This is a genomic window from Nocardia sp. NPDC005745 (assembly GCF_040630775.1).
Taxonomy (GTDB): domain Bacteria; phylum Actinomycetota; class Actinomycetes; order Mycobacteriales; family Mycobacteriaceae; genus Nocardia.
In genome coordinates this window covers 1-17,933 of record NZ_JBEXYF010000061.1, presented here as the reverse complement: position 1 = coordinate 17,933, position 17,933 = coordinate 1, and the positions used below count along the sequence as shown (strand labels likewise).

15 protein-coding genes and 1 pseudogene are annotated in these 17,933 nt (G+C 66.5%); 10 read left to right on the top strand and 6 right to left on the bottom strand.

Annotated elements, in window-relative coordinates:
- Both ABZ420_RS34915 and ABZ420_RS34910 read right to left on the bottom strand, forming a co-directional pair.
- Positions 1–176, bottom strand: a pseudogene (locus tag ABZ420_RS34915) (fatty acid--CoA ligase); the annotation flags it as partial.
- A 438-nt stretch (positions 177–614) separates the two neighbouring features.
- The gene (locus ABZ420_RS34910; RefSeq protein ID WP_357132161.1) at positions 615–1,670 is read right to left on the bottom strand and encodes an enoyl-CoA hydratase/isomerase family protein; all 1,056 of its coding nucleotides are present in this window, start codon (positions 1,668–1,670) and stop codon (positions 615–617) included.
- Between the two features lie 96 nt (positions 1,671–1,766).
- Here ABZ420_RS34910 and ABZ420_RS34905 point away from each other — a divergent pair, with 96 nt between their 5' ends.
- On the top strand, positions 1,767–3,098 hold the full coding sequence (locus ABZ420_RS34905) for a CoA transferase (protein WP_357132158.1): 1,332 nt from the start codon (positions 1,767–1,769) through the stop codon (positions 3,096–3,098).
- Positions 3,095–4,498 (top strand): amidohydrolase family protein, encoded by a 1,404-nt coding sequence (locus tag ABZ420_RS34900; protein ID WP_357132155.1) that lies wholly within the window; start codon positions 3,095–3,097, stop codon positions 4,496–4,498. The genes ABZ420_RS34905 and ABZ420_RS34900 overlap by 4 nt, the downstream gene beginning before the upstream one ends.
- A 963-nt stretch (positions 4,499–5,461) precedes the next feature.
- Here the strand turns inward: ABZ420_RS34900 and ABZ420_RS34895 are convergent.
- Positions 5,462–5,902 carry a hypothetical protein gene (locus tag ABZ420_RS34895; RefSeq protein ID WP_357132152.1) on the bottom strand — a complete coding sequence of 147 codons (441 nt, stop codon included), beginning with the start codon at positions 5,900–5,902 and terminating at the stop codon, positions 5,462–5,464.
- Between the two features lie 535 nt (positions 5,903–6,437).
- Positions 6,438–7,310, bottom strand: coding sequence for a TetR/AcrR family transcriptional regulator C-terminal domain-containing protein (locus ABZ420_RS34890; protein WP_357132149.1), 873 nt, complete (start codon positions 7,308–7,310; stop codon positions 6,438–6,440).
- A 56-nt stretch (positions 7,311–7,366) separates the two neighbouring features.
- Between ABZ420_RS34890 and ABZ420_RS34885 the strand changes: the two genes are divergently transcribed.
- The gene (locus tag ABZ420_RS34885) at positions 7,367–7,738 is read left to right on the top strand and encodes a DUF1772 domain-containing protein (RefSeq protein WP_357132146.1); all 372 of its coding nucleotides are present in this window, start codon (positions 7,367–7,369) and stop codon (positions 7,736–7,738) included.
- Between the two features lie 416 nt (positions 7,739–8,154).
- Here ABZ420_RS34885 and sigJ read toward each other — a convergent pair whose 3' ends face one another.
- Positions 8,155–9,075, bottom strand: coding sequence for an RNA polymerase sigma factor SigJ (sigJ, locus tag ABZ420_RS34880; protein WP_357132143.1), 921 nt, complete (start codon positions 9,073–9,075; stop codon positions 8,155–8,157).
- The gene (locus ABZ420_RS34875) at positions 9,072–10,265 is read right to left on the bottom strand and encodes an FAD-dependent oxidoreductase (protein ID WP_357132141.1); all 1,194 of its coding nucleotides are present in this window, start codon (positions 10,263–10,265) and stop codon (positions 9,072–9,074) included. Before ABZ420_RS34875 ends, sigJ begins: the two co-directional genes overlap by 4 nt.
- A 183-nt stretch (positions 10,266–10,448) precedes the next feature.
- Here ABZ420_RS34875 and ABZ420_RS34870 point away from each other — a divergent pair, with 183 nt between their 5' ends.
- From ABZ420_RS34870 to ABZ420_RS34840, 7 genes are all read left to right on the top strand, one after another.
- The gene (locus ABZ420_RS34870) at positions 10,449–10,646 is read left to right on the top strand and encodes a TIGR02391 family protein (RefSeq protein WP_357132138.1); all 198 of its coding nucleotides are present in this window, start codon (positions 10,449–10,451) and stop codon (positions 10,644–10,646) included.
- Positions 10,647–10,854: 208 nt separating this feature from the next.
- Positions 10,855–11,241 carry a hypothetical protein gene (locus tag ABZ420_RS34865; RefSeq protein WP_357132135.1) on the top strand — a complete coding sequence of 129 codons (387 nt, stop codon included), beginning with the start codon at positions 10,855–10,857 and terminating at the stop codon, positions 11,239–11,241.
- Between the two features lie 38 nt (positions 11,242–11,279).
- Positions 11,280–11,954, top strand: coding sequence for a WYL domain-containing protein (locus ABZ420_RS34860; protein WP_357132132.1), 675 nt, complete (start codon positions 11,280–11,282; stop codon positions 11,952–11,954).
- A gap of 493 nt (positions 11,955–12,447) precedes the next feature.
- Positions 12,448–12,981, top strand: coding sequence for a TetR/AcrR family transcriptional regulator (locus tag ABZ420_RS34855; RefSeq protein ID WP_357132164.1), 534 nt, complete (start codon positions 12,448–12,450; stop codon positions 12,979–12,981).
- Between the two features lie 279 nt (positions 12,982–13,260).
- Positions 13,261–14,967, top strand: coding sequence for a tyrosine 2,3-aminomutase (gene cmdF / locus ABZ420_RS34850; RefSeq protein WP_357132130.1), 1,707 nt, complete (start codon positions 13,261–13,263; stop codon positions 14,965–14,967).
- An 11-nt stretch (positions 14,968–14,978) separates the two neighbouring features.
- A complete protein-coding gene (locus ABZ420_RS34845; protein ID WP_357132127.1) occupies positions 14,979–16,520 on the top strand; it encodes an AMP-binding protein in 1,542 nt (513 codons plus the stop codon).
- A gap of 15 nt (positions 16,521–16,535) precedes the next feature.
- Complete coding sequence (locus ABZ420_RS34840) at positions 16,536–17,786, top strand: phophatidylserine decarboxylase associated domain-containing protein (RefSeq protein WP_357132124.1); 1,251 nt, start codon at positions 16,536–16,538, stop codon at positions 17,784–17,786.
- Positions 17,787–17,933: the final 147 nt, after the last annotated feature.

Below are 17,933 nucleotides of genomic sequence, written 5' to 3'. Positions count from 1 at the left end.
CACGGACCGCGCACTTCCAGCTCGCCCAGCGACACACCGTCGTTGGGCACCACGCCGTCGTCACCGACCAGACGCGCGCGCACACCGGCCGGGAACCGGCCCTGGGTCACCCGGTAGGCCCACTTCTCCTCGTCGGTGACCGCGGTGGCGGGCGGATGCGCGACGCTGCCCAGCGGCTGAGCTCCGGCGACCACGGTGTTCCAGGGTTCGCGCCGCGCGTGGCGGCGCGAGATGCACCCGCACCGTGCCGGTCTGGGATGTGACCTGCGGGCTGTACAACGATGCCGTTTTGAATCCGGACCGGAACGTCTCACGCCGCGCGCGAATCCCTTCGACGCCGGTTCATCGAGAACTGCGTCGCGCCCTTCGACGAACTGCTCGGCTACGGCGGCGCTTCACCTACCGCTGCCGCCTCGATGCCGCACGAGGCGCCATCGACGTCGTCCCGGTTGCTCGGACCGATCGTCTTCGTTGTCCTCATCGGTATCGGATCGGCCGACCGCGCGGCGTGCGCGCGACTCGTGGACGACTATCTGGCAGCAAGAGCCCCGCGACTCACACCGAGCCCATAAATCTCAGCGGACTGCGCGGAGGCGCGCATACCTCGAAGAGCTTTACGAAACGGGGTCGTCTACTACGGCGTCGATCAGTTTCCATCGCAACGCGGTAGTCGTGTCGATGCGCTCGCCGGTCAGCATCATCCACGCCGCGCGCCAGCGTCCGATGCGGCGGGGGATGCTGACGGTGCCTCCTGCCCCGGGCACCAAGCCCATCTCGATCTCGGGCAGGCGGTAGAACGTTTCCGGCGTCGCGACCAGCCTTCCGGCGAAGGCCGCCATCTCGATGCCCGCACCGATGCACGCTCCCTGGACGTGCGCGGTGACCCGGTCGCGCAGCCGGTCGATGATCCGCCATGGCGCGCGTTCCAGGCGGACCAGATAGGCGGCCACCACGTCGGTGGCGGTGCCGAACTCGTCGAGATCGCCGCCGCTGCAGAACACCGGCCCGGTGCCGCGCAACTGCACCCGGCCGATAGCCGGATCCAGCTCGGCCAGTCGCACGGCCTCCAAAAGTTCTTCGCGCAGGCGAAAACTCAGAGCATTGCGGCGCTCCGGATGGTCGAGCACCACCGACAGCAGATCGCCGTCGCGGTCCATACGCACAAGCGAGCGGTCCGGAAAGGCCACCGGCTTCGGGCCGCCCCGTGCGGCGAGCCACCGCCTGAACTCGCTGCCCGTCAGCAGCATCGAGTAGACCGCGGCCTCCGCGGCCAGTCCCGCGGCCGTGTCCGGCGCCGTCGTCTGCCGCAGCAGACGGCCCAGCGCCACACTGGCACGTGGGTTCCGCCGCACGGCTTCTTGGAGTTGCTCCAGTGCGGCATCCGGATCGGGACGGTCGACGATTGTCGCCGCCGGGTCGGCGGTGCGAGCCAAGGTCAGCGTGACCGAGCGCAGCAGTGGTGCGAGACTCGGCGTCGCCGCGTCACGCAAGATCCCGATCGTCAGCCGCAGCGAACCGGCCAGGGACCGGGCCAGCCGCTCGATCCGCTCGGGCGCCTCCTCCTGCCACGCATCGAGTGGAACGACCAGTATCGGGTTCTCGGGCGTACCGTCCGGGCTGATAGCCAGGTCCAGGGCCTCCGGTGCCAGATCAGGGGCATCACGGCTCACCGCGCAATAGTGACACGCGGTCCGCGCGATTCATGCCGGACCTCCCGGCCCGCGGTCGTGACCGACGGCAGCGGCCGGCGGTTCTAGGATCGAGCGGTGCACGCTACAACGCCGCCGGCGGCCGGCTCCTGCGTGGTGGACTGGGCCGAAAGCGGAGTGGTCGCGGTGACCGGCCACCCGGACGGGCCGGTCTTGGTGCCGCCGGGGCGGGCGGCCAGCCGTGCCCGCGAGCTGACGTCGTGGATCGCCGCGGTCGCGGGGCCCGCGCTCGCCCTCGACGGTGCGCGTCTGCTGGCCGAACGCGCGGCACTCAACAACCTGCACCGCCGTGGAACCGTGTCGGCGGGCGGCCGATGCCGGTTGCTGCCCACGGCCGACGGTTGGGCCGCGGTCTCCTGCGCCCGTCCCGACGATCCGCTGCTGCTCGGCGCGCTGATCGGTGAGACGATCGACGCCGAGGACCCGTGGCCCGCGGTCGCGGAGTGGGTGCGCAATCACCCCGGCGCGCAACTCGCTGAACGCGCGGAGCTGCTCGGCGTGGCAGCGGGGCCGGTGCGTACCGAAGGCGCGGAACTGCCTGGCGGCGCGGCGGGGCCGGTGTGTGCCGAACGCCCCGAACTGCCCGGCGCGCCGGCGGGGCTGGAACTGCCCGGCGAACGCGCGGACTCTCTCGCATCTTTGATTCCCCGGCCGGTCGAGGACCTGCTGGTCGTCGACTTCAGCTCCTTGTGGGCGGGTCCGCTGTGCGCCCACCTGCTGGGCTTGGCGGGCGCACGCGTGATCAGAGTCGAGACCCCGCAGCGTCCCGACGGCGCACGGCGCGGAAACCCGGCTTTCTACGCCCTACTGCACCACGGGCACGAATCGGTCGTCCTAGATCCCACCGACCCGGCCGGACGGCGGGCTCTGCGCGGCCTCGTGGACGCCGCCGACATCGTCATCGAAGCGTCCCGTCCCCGAGCGCTGGCCAATTTCGGGCTCGACGCCGCCACCGCGGTCGCCCGGGGAGCGGTGTGGGTGTCGATCACCGCCGCGGGCCGGCACTCCAACCGCGTCGGGTTCGGCGACGACATCGCCGCGGCCGCCGGTCTGATCGCCCGGGAATACGGTACGGGCACACCGGCTTTCGTCGGAGACGCCATAGCTGATCCGCTCACCGGTCTCACCGCGGCCGCGTTCGCCATGTCGGCCCCGGCCGATGGATCCGGAGTGCTATGGGACATCTCGATGACCGACGTCGTCGCCACCACCCTCACCTGCGACCCTGTTCCTCGGGCGCTGCGCCGCGGCGAGAGCTGGTTCGTCGACTCCGGCGCGGGCCTGATTCCGGTCGTGCAGCCCGCTTCCCGAACACCGCCAGGGCCCGCCGCCGCCCCGGGCGCTGACACCGCACGGGTGCTCGGGTCGCTAGGTATTCCGAAGCCATGACCGCCATCGTCCTGCGCGACGCGCAGATCGACGGCATCCCCGGATTGGATCTGCGCGTGCGCGACGGCCGGATCGAGGAAATCGGGCGTTCGCTGTCCACGCGCGGGGTCGCGGAAGTGATCGAGGCGCGTGGCGGGGCGGTGATCCCCGGATTGCACGACCACCACCTGCATCTGCACGCGACTGCCGCCGACGCGGCCTCGGTCCGTTGCGGGCCGCCCGCCGTCCTCGAACGCGCGGCGCTGGCCGCCGCGCTCGCCACAGCGCCGGGCGACGAACACGGCTGGGTGCGCGGGGTCGGGTATATCGACACCGTCGCGGGCGATCTCGACGCCACCAGCCTCGACGCGCTGCACGCGGCGCGTCCGGTGCGCGTACAGCACCGCAGCGGCGCGATGTGGATCCTGAACTCCGCCGCGCTCGCCGCGACGGGCCTCGCCGACGCCACGCATCCCGGCGTCGAACGCGCCGCCGACGGCGTCCCGACCGGCCGGATCTGGCGCGCGGACAGCTGGTTGCGCACCCGGCTCCCGCGCACCGCGCCACCACGCCTGGACTCGCTCGGCGCCACACTCGCCGGATACGGCATCACCGGAGTCACCGACGCGACGCCCGACCTGTCCTCGCGCTCGTTGTCCGCGCTGGCAGCGGCGGTCTCCGACGGCGATCTGCCACAGCGGGTGCATCTGCTCGGCGTCCCGCTCGATGAGGGCCGATCGCTGCCCGAGCGCCTCGGCGTCGGTCCGTACAAGATCGTCATCGCCGACTCCGGACTCCCGATGCTCGACGACCTGGTCGAGCGTATTCGCCTGGCCCACCGGCACCGACGCGGCGTGGCGGTCCACTGCGTCAGCCGCGAAGCGCTGCTGCTCCTGCTGGCGGCCCTCGACGTCGCGGGTGATCGTCCCGGCGACCGCGTCGAACACGCGGCCCTCGTCGCCGCCGACACCCTCTCCGAGCTACACCGGCACGGACTGCGGGTGGTGACACAACCGGGATTTCTCGCCCACCGCGGCGACTACTACCTCGACCACGTCGAATCCGGCGACCGCGACGACCTGTACCGCTGCCGGACCCTGCTCGACGCGGGCGTTCCCCTGGCATTGTCCAGTGACGCCCCGTACGGGCCTCTCGATCCCTGGGAGGTGATCGCGGCGGCCACCCGCCGGGCCACCGAAACCGGAGCCACGATCAACACATCCGAATGCCTCACTCCCGCACAAGCACTCGCGGCATACCTCGCTCCTCTCGATGATCCGGGCGGTCCCCCTCGCCGGATCCGGCCCGGCGCACCGGCCGACCTCGTCCTGCTGCACGTCCCCTTGCGACAAGCCCTCCGCGACGCATCGGCCGAAGTCGTCCGTCGCACCCTGCTCGCGAAGGCGCCGCCGGTACTGTGACCGAAGGACGGCCACGTCCGGTCTGTGCGATCCAGTGGCTCACCCGGCCACTCCGCGGTCGGCGGCACCCGTTGCGTCGGACTTCCGTCCGCCCTCCTCCACCTGTGCGCCGCCGTCGCAGCCCCGCACCCGTATCGGTATGCCGGTCAGCTGCGACATTCCCGCAAGCGCTTCGATGCCGGCCGGATCGGTGACGCCTGTCTCGATGTGTGGGGCTACCACAGGTCCCGTGCGCATGACGCCGAATCAGGCGGCGCCATGTCAGGCCGGATCGCCGCAATCCGCAACGGTCACCACCGGCGGACAGCCGGATGATCGCATCAACGATCGGCCGCGGACGAAACTGCCGCCCGAACAGCCGGAGCAATAGTCGAATCGCCGCGAAGAGCGCGGAAACAACACTGCGCAGCGCCATTCGGCGCATCAAGTCCTCGATGATCGCCCATTCCGTCCTGGCGAGCCCATACGGGGCGACGACCGCTTCGGCGGCCTGACGATGCCTTTCGGACAGGCGAACCCCGCGACGAATGACTCCATCCGCAGGGAAGTCCACACGTCAGGAATATCCCGTGCTCCACCAGGCCGCGGGAGAAAGCCCGCGTCGTCTCCGATGCTTGGACCGCATAGCCGCAACGGGGGCACTTCGCGAAGTAGTTCAGCAGGTCCCGGATGGTCGTGTGAACCAGTTCGCCGAGGACGCGGACCCCCCGCTCCGCGGCCGCACCGCGCGGCACGGTCGATGACGGACGCGAGGCCGCGAACCACGAGGACCTGTCACTGTTGTATTCCATCATCGACCTACACCTTCGCCGAGAACAGGATCGAATTCCTTACTGTTGCTATTACAGTATGTAACGTCACAGTGCGCGGATTCGCACGTCTCGACCACGGTGCTACTGGAACCTCGCCGACGGGCGTCGGCAGCCGCGGCGAACCCGTTCGCCTTCCGCGGGCGAACCCCTGCTATTCGTTCGGCTGATCGACGACGACACCGGCGGTACTGGGCTTGCGGCCGTGCTTCATGATCACCGCGATTACGAGCGCGACCGACACCGCCGCCGCCATCACCCAGAAGGTGTGCACATAGGCGCGATCGGCGAAGACTTGCGGGATCGGCTGAACCACCGACCGCCCCACCGCATCGATATGGGCTACCACCGGATTCGCGGATTGGAACGCGGCCATGATGGCCGTACCTATCGCACCGCCCAGGCTCATAGTGACGCCGAGCATGCCCGACCCGATTCCCTGCTGCTCCTCGGGCAGTGCGTCGACCATCAGGATCGCGGCCGCAGCATAGAAGAAGGCGAACCCGATGCCGAAGACCGCACTCAATCCGGCGAACAGCTGCCAGCTGTAGTGCGGTATCGCCAGCGCGAATCCGACACCGACCACAGCCAGCACCACACACGCCGTCGACTACTGTTTGACTTACAGTATCTTTTTTAGCAGGTTGACCGGCGAGCCGTCGCATAAGGACGGGCGTCACCCCATCGCGGAGGCGATCTCATGCGTCTACCAATGCAAGCAAGCCACCCCCTCTTCGAGTGAGGAATCGTGGACGGACACAGCGACATCTCCCCCCGGCCCGGCGAGCCGGATCTATGCATACGGTTTCGCTACAACTCGATGGTGTTCGACTATCTCGCATGCCGGACAGCAGCGGAGAACCTGCTCGGACAATGGAACAACAGTCACAATCCGGAAGTTTCACTCCACGTACTCGCCGACCGCATCGCGGTCGCCTCGCGACTGCCCTGCGAGACCACATGGCTGACCCGATGAATCCGCCGAAGTTGTCGCCCAGAGTGCGTGGCCAACGGCGACGCCGTCACGCGCATTGCCGAATCCCCGCCGCATATCCTCAGGTCGCAGACGGTGAACCCGGCGGGCTGGTACTCGTCGCAGAATTGTCCCACCGAGGGTTGAGGCTCTCCAATTATCTCGCCGTGGAGGCTCTGGCGGAGCGGCGCGATGTCGACGACTTCGGTGCCGCCGCCTTGGTCGCCGCTGCTTTCTCGGCTGCCGGCTTTGTCGCCACTGCTTTCTTGGCCACTGCTTTCTTGGCCGTTGCTTTCTTGGCAGGCGACGTCTTCGTCTCCGCTTTCGATCGAGACCTCACCAGGCTTGCGGCGTGTTCGAGGATGCGGTCGAGACCGTACTCGAAGTTCCGGTCGTCGGGTGCGCCGCTGTGCAGTCCCTTCGCGTTCGCTTCCGCCAACAAGGGCGTGGTGTCGCGCGATATTGCCAGCGTGTCGTAGTAGGCGCCCGCCCCGGACTCCGATTCCCTGTTCTTGTCGGAGAGCCGTTGCAGCACGATACATCCGCGCACATGCAGCTGGATCGCCGAGTACAGATCGACGGCATCCTCCAGCGACAACCCGGCAGCGACGAGCTCGGCGATCACGTGTTCGATCTGCCGCGCTCCCTGCCGTGCAGCATCCGGGCTCAGTGCGGATCTGATCAGTACCAGGTCGCAGAGCACCGGGTTGCTCAGGAACGTCTTCCGCAACTCCCTTGCGTGCTCGCGCAGCGATTGTTGCCAATCGTCGGCCTTGATGAAGGGGACGAAAAGCGTGGCGTGCTGGTGCAGCGCTCGATCTGCCATGGCGTTGAGCAGGTCGTCCTTCTTGCGGAAGTACCAGTAGATACTGGTCACGCCGACGTCCAGATGCTTGCCGAGCATCGGCATGCTGAGGTTGTCCAGCGACACCTGTTCCGCCAACTCGAACGCGCCGTCGATGATGTCCTCGGGATTGAGTGATCCGCGCTCACGCCGCGGCCTTTTCTCCGCAGCTGCCCGCCGTGCCATATCCGCGCCCACCTCCGTCGAGTGTCCGCGATGTAATCGTTCCCGTCTCAGCAAAGATGACAGGACGGGCGATCGTATCGGTAACCGTAAATCATACCGCTGGGCACTCGCTCGACAAGCTCGCCGTCCTCACGCTACTGCCCGCCCTGGTCCTCACGACGCTGCTGGTCTACCCGACCTTCCGGACGAACACTCGGTGGTTGGCGGTGGCCGCGATCGGTCTTCTCGTGTTCGTGTTCGGCCTAACGATCGTGGTCAACCTTCCGATCAATGCCGACCAGCTCGACTGGAATGTGCAGTCCCCGCCCGCCGAGTGGTCGGCTGTGCGGGACCGCTGGCAGATCGCCCACGCCGTCCGGACGGCGTCCGCGGTCGTCGCCTTCGGATTACTCGCCCTCACCGCCGTGCTGCCCAGCCGGAGCCGGTAGCTGACAAGGTCTCCGCCTCGGCAACTCGCGACAGTCCACTACACGATGCCGTCAGTATTTCTGCGTGTGAGTCGCAGGGATGCGTATTATCACCGGAGCGTCGCTGATCGCGGCTGAGGTCGACCGCGGCAACACAGCGGCGATCCGGAAGCTCCGAAGGCCAGGAGCGTAAGGGCGTTTTGGCCTCCGGTTTTCGTGATGCTGATGGCTCAGTCGCCGTACGAGTTCGGAGTTGCCAGTCGGGTGCTGCCCGGTGCGGTCTTCGTGGAGCGTGCAGGCGAGGTAATCGCCGGGCTCGGACATCTCGGATAGCTGTCTTGCAGCACATCATGATCTCGGCCCGTGGACGTTCAGCATGCCGGATGGCCGCGCTGGTCGCGGCATGATGGGATGTCGGCACCGCGTGCGGGGTGGGGTTACGTCGTGGGTGTTTCGGTGCGACTGATTGCGCGGGGGATTCCGAGGGCGGACAGTTTGTCGGGGTTGCGGATTCCGTAACCGTTGATGATCCTGTCGTCGGCGATGTCGAATACGAGAAGGGCTTCCAGTTTGTCGCCGATATAGCACGCGAGTGCCGGTTGGCTGTTGCAATTCACTGTCTCGATTCGAACCTGCGGTCGCCGTTGCGCGTATCGGAAGACCGCCATGAGAACCGCGCCCACCCGTTCGGCGCCGGCGATCACCAGTTCCGGCAGTGCGGTCACCTTGCCGCCGCTATCGGTGGTCCAGGTGATATCCGGCGCGAGCATCGACAGCAAGCCTTCCATGTCCCCGGTGGTCGCAGCGGTGATGAAGCGTTCGGTGACCGCGGTCGTTCGGGCGGTGTCGACGGGGCCGTACCGCTTGCGCCGGGCTTGCACGTGGTTGCGGGCTCGGCGCGCCGTCTGATGGACGGCGCCAATGGATTTATCTGTGGCGGAGGCGATCTCGTTGTAGTCGAAGCCGAAGACCTCGCGCAGCACGAAGACCGCCCGCTCGATGGGGGTGAGCGTTTCCAACACCACCAGCATCCCCATCGAGACCGATTCGGTGAGCACAATGTCGCTCGAGGCGTCACCGTCGGTGAGCAGCAGCGGCTCGGGCAACCACGGGCCGACGTAGTCCTCGCGGCGGCTGGCACCTGCCCGCAAGGTATTCAGCGCCTGCCGGGTAACTATTTGGGCCAGATAGGATTTGGTGTCACGGACAGTGGTCAGGTCCACGCCTCGCCACCGCAGATAGCTGTCTTGCAGCACATCGTCGGCTTCGGTCGCCGAGCCGAGGATTTCGTAGGCGATGGTGAACAGCAGCGGTCGCAGGTGCACGAAACGCTCGGTGTGTTCATCGATGGGGGTCACGGCTGCACGGTCCTGTCCGGTTCGGCTGCGCGCAGTTCCTTGCGCCTGCCCAAGCCCATGAAGGTGGGGATCGCGCCGGGCTTGCGGGCTTCCTTGCGGATGGTCGCGATCGGGCCGGCGAGACCCACCCGCTCCTTGATCTGCCCGGCCACGCGCCCGCCGAGGTACATCGGCACGGGTGTGTCGTCACGGCGGCTGAACTGCATCACACCCGCGCGGCTACCCAAGCCCACGGTGCACGCCACGAACGCCACGTCCAGCACGCTGGGTTCGGATCCCGCGATGCGGGCCAGCACGTTGTCGGCGGCCTGGGCGCCCAGGGGCTGGGCGGCATAGCAGCTCATCCGCAGGGGCCGCCCCGAGGGCGCGACCGCGTCCCCGGCGGCGACGATGCGATCGTCGTCGATACTGGTCAGCGTCTCGTCGGTCAGCAACCGGCCCAGCTCGTCGGTGCGCAGGCCGCTGCGCGAGGCCAGCTCGGGCACCCCGAATCCGGCGGTCCATATCGTGAGCGCACTGGGCAGCACATCGCCGTCGGCCAATACGACCCCGTCGCGTCGCACCTCGCGCACTCGCACCTCCTCGCGCACATCGCCTCCATTCCCGGCCAGCCACCTCGTCACCGACCGCCGCGCCGGATTCGAGAAGTTCGCCGCCAACCTATCGCCACTCACGATCGTGACGGTGCGGCCCTGCTCGACGAGTTCGGCGGCGGTCTCGATTCCGGTCAGCCCGCCGCCGACCACGACGATCGGCGCCTCCACGGGTGCCTCCCCCAGCGCGGCGCGCAGCCGCTGGGCGTGTTCGTATTCGGCGATTGGATAGGCGAACTCGGCCGCACCAGGTACCGACGCGGGCACCGTGGCGGTGCTGCCGACCGCGTAGACCACATAGTCGTATCCAAGCGCGCGCCCCGAACTCAGTTCCACCGTGCGAGCGGCGGTATCGATGCGGACGGCACGATCCACGACGAACCGCACACCCGCGCCGAGCAGCGTGTCGTAGCCGATAGCGGCCTCGTGGGTACCGGCCACGAACTGGTGCAACCGCATGCGCTCGACGAACTGGGGGCGCGGATTGACCAGCGTGATCTCGATATCCCGACGCAGCCGCAGCCGATTGGCCGCTACGGCACCGGCGTAACCGCCGCCGATGACGACCACTTTGGTGATGGCGTTGAAATCAGTCATGCCCTCGAGACACGCCACACCACCCGGATCTGACACGAAGTGACACCCGTCACGTTCGCGGCCCCGCAGCCACGCACCGCTGGGGTTACAGACCCGGGACAAGACGCGGTGCACGCAATTCGGCATGAGTAGCTTGCGTTCGCCCGACCTGTCACCTCCGCAGGGCATAACCAGGACTTCTGGTTGCACTGCGCGGGACCGCCTTCCGTCTCGAAACCATGGTTGCGCGACGGAGCAGGTTGCTTCGCGGCGATCCGAAACCCGATCGGGCACTTGCCCAACGACGAGGTGGAACTGGACGAGCAGTCCGCGCTGGAGCGGTTGTGCGCGCTGAGCCTGCTGGCGCGCTGGATCGAGGAAGCCGGCCTGGATACCGTCTAGCCAGCCGCTACACCGGATGGGCGAGGCGATCTCGACACATTCCTTGGCCACGGCGGTGCTGGTGAGGCCCTGCCACTTCCGGCCCGGATGACCGAGTGCCCAAGAACGATTTACCGACGCCTAGCTGTGCTGACCGGAGACGTTGATCGAGCCACAGCGTGGAAACACCGACAGTCCGTTGTCGCTTGGGGCTGTCATGGTGACCCTCATGGAACACAACAACACCACCCCCCAGGGCCCGCGCGCTGTCCTGCTTACCGGCTGGACGGACCTGTGGAATGGCGACCTTGCCCAGGCGAGCCGCATCTGCGCGTCGACCGTTCGAGTTCGGTTCGGCGGACGAGCGATCGGTGCGCTCGGCGACAAGGTCGACACGCCCCGAGAACTTGCCGACCTCATCGGAGACTTCCGGTCGACTCGCCCAGGCCTCACCTACAGCGTCGTCGAAGCCCGGACGACGGAAGACTGGGGCTACTGCGTCTGGAACGCGTCGATGGGTGACCTGCGCGTGGGCGGCATCGACACCTTCGCTTACGACGAGGTCGGCATCACCAACGTTCACTCGGTGACCGCAGAACGCCCCATGGGTCTCTGAGCCTCATCAACTCGCTCCCGGGACGGCAGGATAAGCATGTGCGCCGTCTCGAACGCCTCCACGCGATCACCAACCACCTGCGAGTCCACTCGCCCCGTCCCGTGTCTGCGGCCGTCCTCGCGGACCGGTTCAGGGTGAGCCGGCGAACGATCGAGCGTGACCTTCGTTCCCTGAACGACGCCGGCGTTCCCATCTACGGATCTCCGGGCCGCACCGGCGGGTACGCGATCCTGCCCGAGTACTCGCTGCCGCCCGTGCAGCTCACTGCCAAAGAGGCGGCGGCCTGTGTCGCAGCCCTCGGGCTGATGGATCGCTCACCGCTTGCCCCGCACGCCCGAACTGCACTCGACAAGCTCCGCGCGGCTCTGCCCGAACCGGTCAAAGCCGCAGCCACGGCTGGGCCTGTCGTCATGACGGTAGTCACGCAGCAGGCACAGAGAACCGCCGCCTGGCTCGATGCCGTCCGCGACCGCGCCCTCGTGAAGATCCTTTACGAGAACGACCCAGCTCCCCGACTCGTCGAGCCGTACACCACGCTCGAAGGAGGTGGCTTCTGGTACCTCGTCGGATGGTGCAGAACACGCGAAGGCGTGCGGGGTTTCCGCACCGATCGCGTCGCCGAGTTGTCCGTCACGGCGGCCACATTCGAACCCAACCACGTAGCTGCCATCACGAACGATCTTGCCCGGTGGGCCATCGCGCCCCTGACATGACCTGAGGTTCTCCCGCATTGTTGGAGGGCGTGATAAGAGCCTGCCCGAGGATCAGCAGAAGGACATCCAGGAGACAGTGCCACTATGGCGTTCGGCGCGGGGCAAGTGGATGAACCACACCATCCAGACGCCCACCGCGCTCGAGGCGAGCAACGCAACGCTCGACAACCGGTATGGTCGCCGTACTGGGCGGGCGATGCACCGTCTACGTCGAGGCGATGGCACTCACCGCAGCCGTAGTGGAGCTACTTGCTTGGATCGATGACCGGCGGCAGTTCATCACCGCCCAACACAATGACTGGCAGTCGATGCTCGCTGATGTCCGTTCCGCGTTTTCGGTCTCCGGCCCGAAGCTGCCAGGGTCCGCAACCGCCTCGCACCTGCAGGTTTTACAGCGTCGGCCAGTCCAGAAGGAGACACCCAACACTGCGCGCGGGAGACGCACCCGAAGCGCTCTGATCGAGGCGTCACGCAGCCTCTTCGAAGAGCGCGGATTCCGGGAACCCGAATTTCCGACATCGCCGAGAGATCCAATACGTCATACGGCACCTTCTATCATTATTTTGACTGCAAAGAAGCAGTGCTGAACGAACTGTTCATCGGCGTGGCCGGTGAACAGTTCGCGGCCTCGCGAATACGCCGTGATACACCCCACGATTCACTGGCCAAGATCGAAGCGGCTAACCGTCAATATTTCGCCGCCGCCAAGAGAAACGCGGGGCTGCTAGCAGTCATCGAGGAAATGGCCATACGTGATTCGAACTTCCTGGAATTGAAGATCCAAATGCGTGGCCTCTTTATACGTCGCAATGAGGCGGAAATCACCAAGCTCCAGGAGTCAGGCGTAATCGATGCCGGCCTGAACGCCCGGATTGCTGCTGCCGCACTCGGCGGAATGGTCGAGAACTTCATGCAGATGTGGTTCATTCATGATGTGGACTTCGACGAAGAAGACGCGCTCCGCACTTTGACCCAACTGTGGGCCCAGGCGCTCGGAGTCCCCGTGCCGAGCCGCGCCCCTGCTTGATCCGAAAATCGCCGATGCGCTCGGGATGGCGGTCTCGAGTTCTGGGTGCAGCAGATTCACGGACTCGCGCCGGACATCCACATCTGACGCCGACTTCTACATCGTCATCGAGAACGTCCTCGTCCTGGATACGCTTTCTGATCGCGGTGCCCCGACCGAAGCCGACGGAAGCCCGAACCAGCTCTCGAGCTCACCGAGTTCGTTGTCACCCAGGCCGGGTCGAGGACGGCTCCGCCCGGGGTATAGGCCGATTGGCTGATACCGGCGGCCCCGGCCGCCGTGTCAGGCTTCTCTCAGCGCGGTCACCGCGACTCGGAAACGAAGCATGCTGCGGCCGTGGGTATTCAAGGGGATTTCAAGGAGCATTGCATGCTGATTCGGGGCAGCGAATTGACCGTTGACGATGTCTACGACATCGCCGTCAACCGAGAGCCGGTGGAGCTCGACGCCGATCAGCTCGCGATGGTCGACGCCACGCATCGACGGATCCAGCGATGGGGCGCCGAAGGGCATCCGATCTACGGTGTTACGACGGGGTTCGGCGAGATGGTCACCAGAAGCATCCCACCACAGTTCGAGACGGCGCTGCAGGGCAACCTTTTGCGTACCCACGCGGCCGGTGGCGGCCCGCTATTCGAGGACACGACGGTGCGGGCCATCTCGGTCGCCCGGCTCAACTGCCTGATGCGGGGCTACTCAGGGGTTCGCCCCGAGACACTGAGGTTGATGGCCGACCTGCTCAACGCCGGTATCCATCCGCTGGTCCCGCAGCAGGGATCACTTGGCGCCAGTGGTGACCTGGCCCCGCTGGCGCATCTGGCCATCTCGCTCATCGGTGCCGGGCAGGTCCGCCGGAACGGCGTGATCCGCTCTGCGGCCGAGGCACTGGCCGACGCCGGTCTGCGGCCGACGCGGCTGGGATACAAAGAGGGGCTTGCGCTGATCAACGGCACCTCCGCGATGACCGGCGTCGCCTCGGTTTCGCTCGTCCGGGCACATCGCCTGCTGCGGGTGGCACTATGGGCTGCGGCAACGTTTCTGCAGGTGATGCAGGGATCGACCGGGGCATTCGAGCCGCGTGGCCACGAGCTGAAGAATCACGCGGGGCAGTGCGAGGTGGCCGAGGTGGTCCTCGGGCTGCTCGGTGGCAGTGAGCTCACCCGCGACCACGCTGAGGTGATGCGGCTCATCCAGGCGGAGGCGGCGAACTCCGGGCGGGTGACCAAGGTTCACGACTATCTTCAGGACGCGTACACCTTGCGGTGCATTCCCCAGATCGTCGGTCCCATAGTCGACACTCTCGACTATTGCCGACGTCTGGTGGAGGAAGAACTGAATTCGTGCAACGACAACCCGCTCATCTTCGATTCGCCCGAGACCATTTTCCACGGCGGCAACTTCCACGGCCAGTATGTCGCCATGGCATCCGATTTCCTCAATGTCGCCGTGTGTGAAATCGGGGTGCTGGCCGAGCGGCAGGTAAACCGGATCCTCGATCCCCACCTCAACCGTTCCTATCCCGCGTTCCTGGCCTTCGGCGACGAGGGGCTCAACTCCGGTCTACAGGGCTCGCAGTATCTGGCCACCAGTATCGCCTCGGAGAACCTGGACCTCGCGGCTCCGGCGTCGGTCAAGTCGATCCCGTCCAACGGGCAGAACCAGGACGTGGTGAGCATGGGCCTGATCGCCGCCCGGAAGTCGTGCACGCTCGTCGATAACGTGTACACCATCGTCTCGGTGCTCGTCGCGGCCTGTTATCAGGCCGCGTCGATGGTGGGTATCGAGAAGTTCAGTCCCGGTACTCGGGGTCTGCTCGAGCACCTCGAACAGACGACCCCGGCCTTTCGTGACGACGAGGGTATCGCCTCGGAGTTCCTGGCCACGGTTCGCCGGACGGTTCTCGATTCGGGCGTGGACGATCTGCTCCCGTCGTTGCCGAGTCGTGCAGCTTCCCCCCGTTTCCCCGCGTTCGCGCCGGTGCAATGACGATGTCAGAGATGGCACGGATGCGCTCGACATTCATTCCGGAGTACGTGCGTGCACACGCGACGACGCGTCCCGATGCTCCGGCTGTCGGCGACCTCACCTACGGCCGCCTGGACGCCTGGACGGATCAGGTCGTCGGCACCTTGCTCGACTGGGGCATCCGGCCCGGGGCTCGAGTGGCTACCCGGCTCGGGGCCGGCCCCGAGTTCGTCGTGGTGTTCCTCGCGCTGATGCGGGCCGGTGCTGTCACGGTGCCGCTGGCGGTGTCGTCGACCGGATGGGACCGGGAGGTCCTGATCGACTCCCCCCCGGGAATTGTCGTCGTCTCTGCGGACTGCTCGTCCGAGTCCACCGGGTGGGCCGCAGCCGAGGATCGGCGACCGGTCCCGCCGTTCGACCCCTCGCGTCCCGCCCTGAATAGTCTGGGGAGCAATTATATTCGACCGCCCTGGTTCGATATGGACGCACCCTGCTACACGGTCTTCACCTCGGGCTCGACCGGGCGACCGAAGGCCGTTACACAGTCCCATCGGGCCTTCACCGATCTGGTCTGCTGGATGGTTCGGGAATTCCGGTTGGCGCCTCCGGTGAGATGGGCCCAGTGGGCTTCGACCCACTACGACGCGAGCCTCTGCGAGATCGCTGCCACGCTCGTCGCCGGCGGCACTGTCGTTCCCCTGCCGGACGAGGTCAAATACGACGCACGCCTGCTCGTGAATTTTCTGGCCGAGGAGGACGTGCACGTTCTGCAGACCGTTCCGAGTTTCACGCGCGAAATCCTCCATGCTCTCGACAACGGCAGCGCGTCGGGTGGACTGCCGCCACTGTCGTGTCTGCTCCTGACAGGTGAACCGCTGCCGGGAGACCTGGCGGCCGCGCTACAGGCGAACCTGCCGGCCACTCGGCTGATCAATCTGTACGGGCCTACCGAGACCATCCTGGCGACATGGATGGAGGTGCCGGAGGCGCGATCGTCCGGGACCGTGCCGGTCGGCCGCGCGATTCCCGGGTATCGCGTCTTCGTCGTCGACGGCGACGACCGGCTCTGCGACGACGGCTCCGTCGGCGAGATCGTCATCTGTGCGCCGTTCCTCCCCGACGACTACGCCGCAGGCGGCGATGCGGACGGCGCGGCGAGGTTCGGCCCCTTGTCCCTGCACGGCGTGGCGGAGGCCCTCCGGTGCTACCGGACCGGTGACCTGGGCCGGTGGCGCAATGACGGCCTCCTCGAATGGTGTGGTCGCGCAGATCGCCAGGTCAAACTCCGCGGGACGCGCGTGGAGCCGACGGAGATAGAATCCGCGGCGATCGAGCATCCGGCCGTCGTCGACTGCGTCGTGGTCGGAGTCGCGGGCACCGACGGGCTGGTGGATTTCCTGGTCGCCTATGTCGCCGCTGGGCCGAATTCAGTGTCAGCCGGGGAGATTCGCGAACACCTGCGCCGTCGACTCGACGCGGACCTCATGCCGTCGGAGTTCGTCGTACTACCGGCACTGCCGCGCAACAGCGGAGGAAAGGTGGACCTCGCGCGGCTCCCGCGCCCGGCACACTGATCGGGAAGGACAGTCGTGGACCTGGACCGGACCGAATCGATTTCGCCGCTTCGTGGTTACTCGCCGCATGTGGGTCCCGAGATCAGTGCGTTCCTCGCATACACCGTGCAGGAACTCCGCGGAGCGAGCACCGGACCCGGCCGGTGGTCCCCTCCGGTGCGAGCGTTCGCCGACCTGCTGTGGCGCGACCCAATCGTGCACATGTACACGCTGGCCATGCTGGACGAGGTGCCGGAGCCGAACCGCGCGGTCTCCGACATCCCCGAGTTGGTCCGGGCACTGGACCTGCTGTCGACGCGCGCTCCGGAATACGATCCGGACCCCGGCCGGTCGAACTTCTTCCCGGTCTCGACGCTGTTCGTGCACATGATGGAGACGCCCGCAGGCCGGGTGCTCTGCCGCAACACGGCGTTCAACGACGGATTGCGGCGAATCCTCGCGAGCTGGTGCGTGTACCTCGACTCCCCGAAATCACGCGATGTGCTGCATACCGGTGACAACGGGTGGTTGTGCGCATCCTCGTACGAGCGGAACAACCTGCACGACTACATCATTCCCGACCCCGCGGATACGCACTGGGGCTTCGCGTCGTTCAACGACTTCTTCCACAGGCAGATCCGGACAGACAGGCGCCCCATCGCCGCGCCGCACGACTCGCGAGTGATCGTGTCCCCCAACGATGGCACGCTCTACAAAGTGGCCCAGGACGTCAGGGGCTTCGATCGGTTCTGGATCAAGTGCCAACCCTATTCGATTCATCACATGCTCAACGGTGACCGAATTTCACGGAAGTTCGAGGGAGGCACCGTATTCCAGAGCTTTCTCGACGGCCGGAACTATCATCGCTTCTGGTCGCCGGCCGCGGGAACCGTGACCAGGATCGAGACCGTCGCCGGGCTGATGTTCAGTAGTGTCGATGCCCTCCAGGGTGACACGACCGCAGGCACGTACTCCCAGGCCTACATGTCGTGTGTGAACACCAGAACCATCATCACCATCGATGCCGAGCATCCGGGCATCGGGACATTCTGCCTAGTCGCCATAGGTATCTCCGAAATATCGTCCATCTCGATGTCCGTCGAGGTGGGCAGCAGGGTGCGCAAGGGCGCAGAACTCGGGTATTTCAGCTACGGTGGAAGCAGCGTATGTCTGGTCTTCCGTCCCGGCGCGGTCCGCGAATTCACCATCGACACCGATCTCACCGGCACCGAACTCGGTGCGCGGGGGATCGCGTTGCGGGCTGGCCAGGAAATCGCGGTGCACTAGGGGCGACGACACTGCCGGGAAACAGTCCCGATGGAGAACGAGACAGGTCGTCCTAGTACTCCAGCCGCACTTCGTTATGTTGGGCGGTAGTCTGTTTCGTTGTGTTGATCGATGAGGATCTGGCTGCGTGGGTGGCTGGGCTGGATG

Excerpts from the sequence above, each read along its gene's own strand:
- ABZ420_RS34885 (WP_357132146.1), top strand. The coding sequence starts at position 7,367 with ATGACAGGACGGGCGATCGTATCGGTAACCGTAAATCATACCGCTGGG.
- ABZ420_RS34865 (WP_357132135.1), top strand. The coding sequence starts at position 10,855 with ATGGAACACAACAACACCACCCCCCAGGGCCCGCGCGCTGTCCTGCTT.
- ABZ420_RS34875 (WP_357132141.1), bottom strand. The coding sequence starts at position 10,265 with ATGACTGATTTCAACGCCATCACCAAAGTGGTCGTCATCGGCGGCGGT.
- ABZ420_RS34845 (WP_357132127.1), top strand. The coding sequence starts at position 14,979 with ATGGCACGGATGCGCTCGACATTCATTCCGGAGTACGTGCGTGCACAC.
- ABZ420_RS34900 (WP_357132155.1), top strand. The coding sequence starts at position 3,095 with ATGACCGCCATCGTCCTGCGCGACGCGCAGATCGACGGCATCCCCGGA.
- ABZ420_RS34890 (WP_357132149.1), bottom strand. The coding sequence starts at position 7,310 with ATGGCACGGCGGGCAGCTGCGGAGAAAAGGCCGCGGCGTGAGCGCGGA.